The following is a 3,646-nucleotide window of genomic DNA, read 5'->3' on the forward strand; positions in this document are numbered from 1 at the left end:
ACTAAGCTCTTTATCTGCTTTCCCTACCATTAAAAATTAGTATTTATTGTAAATATAGGCATTTGATGATATTAATAAAAAGGATAAGTCAATAAGATTATTAATTCCTTATTTTGAGAATAATGCATTAATACTATAAAATTTAAGTGTATTTTTATCTTACTCACAAAACAATTATTATGAATAAAAATTTATCTCCCAAAGATCTAGAGAGGTTGGACCTTTTAGAAAAAGATCTACATGAAAGTTCTAGTCATCTTTTGGGTTACCCATGCACCATCGACTTTGATTATTCTCTACTTTCTAAATTCCTCAAATATCCGGTAAATAATGTAGGTGATGCTTATTACTCTGGTGGAACTTACCAAATTAACACCCATACCTTCGAAAGAGAAGTAAATGATTTTTTCGCTCAAATGTTTAACGCACCTTCAGAAGATTATTGGGGCTACATCACTAATGGAAGTACGGAAGGTAATCTATACGGATTATATCTAGCCCGACAATTGTATCCTTTAGGAATCGTTAATTTTTCTGAAGATTCCCATTACAGTATACAAAAAATATAGATCTTTTAGGATTGAAGTCTCAAAAGATCCTATCTCAAGAAAATGGAGAAATAGATTATATGGATTTCGAAGAAAAAGTTAAGACAAAACGCCACCTGCCCGCTATTCTTATTGCTAATATAGGTACAACTATGAAGGAGGGGAAAGATGATATTAAACAACTCCAAACTATTCTGGATAACCTTAAAATAAATGAACGCTATATTCATTGTGATGCTGTTTTCTGCGGAAGTTACGCCCAGTTTCTATTCCCTAAACCACACTTTGATTTTAGTGAAGGTGCAGACTCTATTATTGTAAGTGGACATAAATTTATAGGCTCTCCCATTCCTTGTGGTATAGTAATTGTTCTGAAACAAAATAAAAACAAGGTCTCGAAGTACATCCATATTATTGATAATCTAGATGATACTATTAACGGATCTCGGAATGCAATAAAACCTTTGATAATGTGGTATGCAATTAAAACACAAGAAATAACAGGTCTCCGCAGTCGGCTAAATAAATGCCTTGAGCTTACGGCTTATGCCGTTGAAAAAATAGAAATTTTAGGGATTAAGACTTGGAGAAATCCTAATGCATTAACAATCATATTGCCACTTTTAAGTAAAGAAACACAATCTAAATGGCAGCTAGCTTCTCATGGAGGAATAAACCATATTATTATTAAACCTGGCATCACAAAACAAATAATAGACAGTTTTGTTGTAGACCTGAAGAAAGAAAATTCATTTAATGGAAAGTCTTTAATACATAAGGTCGCATGCTGCTTAATAGACTCTAATTTAATATATAATACAAACAAAATAACTTGAAAATCACCCCTATAGATTATTAAAATTACAGAACCGTCATAGCCTTTTCACCCCAAACAAGCAGTAGAAACTTTAATATTATCATTAGTGATTAACAGAAGTATTCAAATTTTGATTATACATCATAATAATTTCAATATAATTATCAAAAACTTTAACATAAACATAATTTAACATCAATTTTTATTATACATTTTTCATATACATCTCATTTTTTATTTAAATTTACAAAAATAAAAAAATTAGATAATAGAAAAAATTCTATAATGTCTCGGTGGTATATGCTATCATGCCTCTACACTCCTGTCAGTATAAAAGAACTAGCATCATGATTCTGTCGTATTTCAGGATGATAATATTGCCTATTTCCGATAAATGAATTAATAATTTATAAAAATGAATTTTGACATTGAAAATATACATCTGGGTAATCTGATTAAATTGAGAGTTAATGAATTGGAAATTCCTATCAAACAGATATGCAAATTTATAAATACAGATGAAAACAAAATTGAAGAAATGTATAAAGAACAATTTCTAGATTCCGATCTTCTCTTATTATGGAGCAAACTTCTTTCTTACGATTTTTTTAGAATTTATTCCGAGCATCTTGTACTATATTCTCCTCCCTCTTTTTCACATGCAAAAAATAAAATTACAATTCCTATATTTAGAAAAAGTATTTACACAAGAGAAATGATAGATTTTATTCTCGACATTTTAGAAAAAGGCAAAAAAAGTAAACAGCAGATAATTAATGAATACAGAATTCCCCGCTCTACTCTTTCTAAATGGATAATTAAATATAAAATATGACAAAAAATAGCATTCCAGATTATAAAAGAATTTTCAACGATATCATTAAAATGAAATATCCCCATAAAAAGGAAGATTGTTTCCATATACTAGAGAAGGAAAATCTTTCCTTATTAGATGTATTGAAACTTAATTCCATAATATTTAATGTAGCAGATAAAGAAAGGTCAATTTTAAATCAACAACATAAGGCATATGATGAAAACTCAATAATTCATATATTGGAATATCAAAATAAAAATTGCCTTAGCAATACAGCTACTGCACTTCATTTTAAGCTTAGCAGAAATACGGTAGCTAAATGGAAAAAATTATTCAGTTAAGGGTTTGCAAAGGCTAATTCAAAGATAGGAATACAAGATTGAATGAGACTACTAATATTAAAACTTAAACATACTGTCATTATTAATTTAAATGTATCAACAAATTAATGAACCTTTCTTTATCATACATCCTAACAGTGACAATTGCTTTTATCCTTGGGTCGAGTTTAAGAATACTTATGAAAAAGATTTTGAAGACTTCGATAATGCCGATCCGTAGAAATCATCTAGAGAAAGAATTTATCAACAGGTTATTCTCTAATTACTTATTTTAGATTCTCTTCATCGATAGGCTACTAATATTGGTTTTACCATATTTTTCTTACAGCTTTCAAAATTATTTCGTACCTTTATGTCAAGTTGTTTTTTTATAAATAGGTTGTAATTAGAATAAAATCTAAAAACCTCTAATTTCAGATAGCTAAATTTTTATCAAATAAACTTTAATAAGACAGATAGTAAAACTAAAAAAATGACATACCCATTTAAACTCTAAAAAAACATGAAAAACAAAACATTAATTTTAACAGGTATCCTTGCTTTATCGTCAATAGTTATTGCTGCTCAGAACTCACCCCGACCAACTATCACGGTTGTAAAAGGAAATCCAACCCATCAAAATGACGTTGCAATAGTAAAAAAAAACCTAATTATTGGACCGCAAAGGCCAGAATGTAACGGAATTATGCAAACAGGAGGTTGCTATCAGGTAAAAGAGAAAAAGTCCCAAAAAAAATGGGAAGTTTTTCCTGCCCCCATTAAAGGTTTTAACTATAAAGCTGGTTTTGAATATGTAATCGAAGTGAAGGTAGAACGTCCAAAAGAGTCTCTTGAAGGAGCCACGGAAGAATATACTTATCTCAGAACAATTTCAAAAAAAAAAATCATGACTAGTCCTAAAATAGGTTTACAAGTTATCAATTAAGATACGAATCCGGAAGATTTTACTTTTCCGGATTTTTTATGCATCATTTCCGGTGTTTGCATCTTCAGACTCAGATGTGGTCTTTTGTTGTTGTAAATATAAATAAGTATTCCGACAAATTTAGATTAGAGAAAACGGCGAATATTTGATGCGTATTGCTTTTCCAATATTTGCCATACATCTATTAACCGTATAAAA

The 3,646-nt window shown here is 29.4% G+C and carries 5 protein-coding genes; all 5 read left to right on the forward strand.

What is annotated here, in order from left to right:
• Positions 1 to 179 precede the first annotated feature (179 nt).
• The 5 genes from BUB80_RS23965 (at position 180) to BUB80_RS23005 (ending at position 3,448) form a co-directional block, all read left to right on the forward strand.
• Positions 180 to 569, forward strand: a complete 390-nt coding sequence (locus tag BUB80_RS23965) for a PLP-dependent aminotransferase family protein (protein WP_073298047.1) — start codon at positions 180 to 182, stop codon at positions 567 to 569.
• A 59-nt stretch (positions 570 to 628) separates the two neighbouring features.
• A complete protein-coding gene (locus BUB80_RS22990; protein WP_262484456.1) occupies positions 629 to 1,384 on the forward strand; it encodes a pyridoxal-dependent decarboxylase in 756 nt (251 codons plus the stop codon).
• A gap of 396 nt (positions 1,385 to 1,780) precedes the next feature.
• Positions 1,781 to 2,200 (forward strand): transposase, encoded by a 420-nt coding sequence (locus tag BUB80_RS22995; protein WP_073298050.1) that lies wholly within the window; start codon positions 1,781 to 1,783, stop codon positions 2,198 to 2,200.
• Positions 2,197 to 2,523, forward strand: coding sequence for a transposase (locus BUB80_RS23000; protein ID WP_073298052.1), 327 nt, complete (start codon positions 2,197 to 2,199; stop codon positions 2,521 to 2,523). Before BUB80_RS22995 ends, BUB80_RS23000 begins: the two co-directional genes overlap by 4 nt.
• A 502-nt stretch (positions 2,524 to 3,025) precedes the next feature.
• On the forward strand, positions 3,026 to 3,448 hold the full coding sequence (locus tag BUB80_RS23005; protein WP_073298054.1) for a DUF4377 domain-containing protein: 423 nt from the start codon (positions 3,026 to 3,028) through the stop codon (positions 3,446 to 3,448).
• Positions 3,449 to 3,646 lie beyond the last annotated feature (198 nt).

Origin of the sequence: Chryseobacterium polytrichastri, assembly GCF_900142445.1 — a bacterium.
GTDB lineage: Bacteria > Bacteroidota > Bacteroidia > Flavobacteriales > Weeksellaceae > Chryseobacterium > Chryseobacterium polytrichastri.

Bases quoted from the DNA above. Each gene is read 5' to 3' on its own strand.
- BUB80_RS23965 (WP_073298047.1), top strand. From the start codon at position 180: ATGAATAAAAATTTATCTCCCAAAGATCTAGAGAGGTTGGACCTTTTA.
- BUB80_RS22990 (WP_262484456.1), top strand. From the start codon at position 629: ATGGATTTCGAAGAAAAAGTTAAGACAAAACGCCACCTGCCCGCTATT.
- BUB80_RS22995 (WP_073298050.1), top strand. From the start codon at position 1,781: ATGAATTTTGACATTGAAAATATACATCTGGGTAATCTGATTAAATTG.
- BUB80_RS23000 (WP_073298052.1), top strand. From the start codon at position 2,197: ATGACAAAAAATAGCATTCCAGATTATAAAAGAATTTTCAACGATATC.
- BUB80_RS23005 (WP_073298054.1), top strand. From the start codon at position 3,026: ATGAAAAACAAAACATTAATTTTAACAGGTATCCTTGCTTTATCGTCA.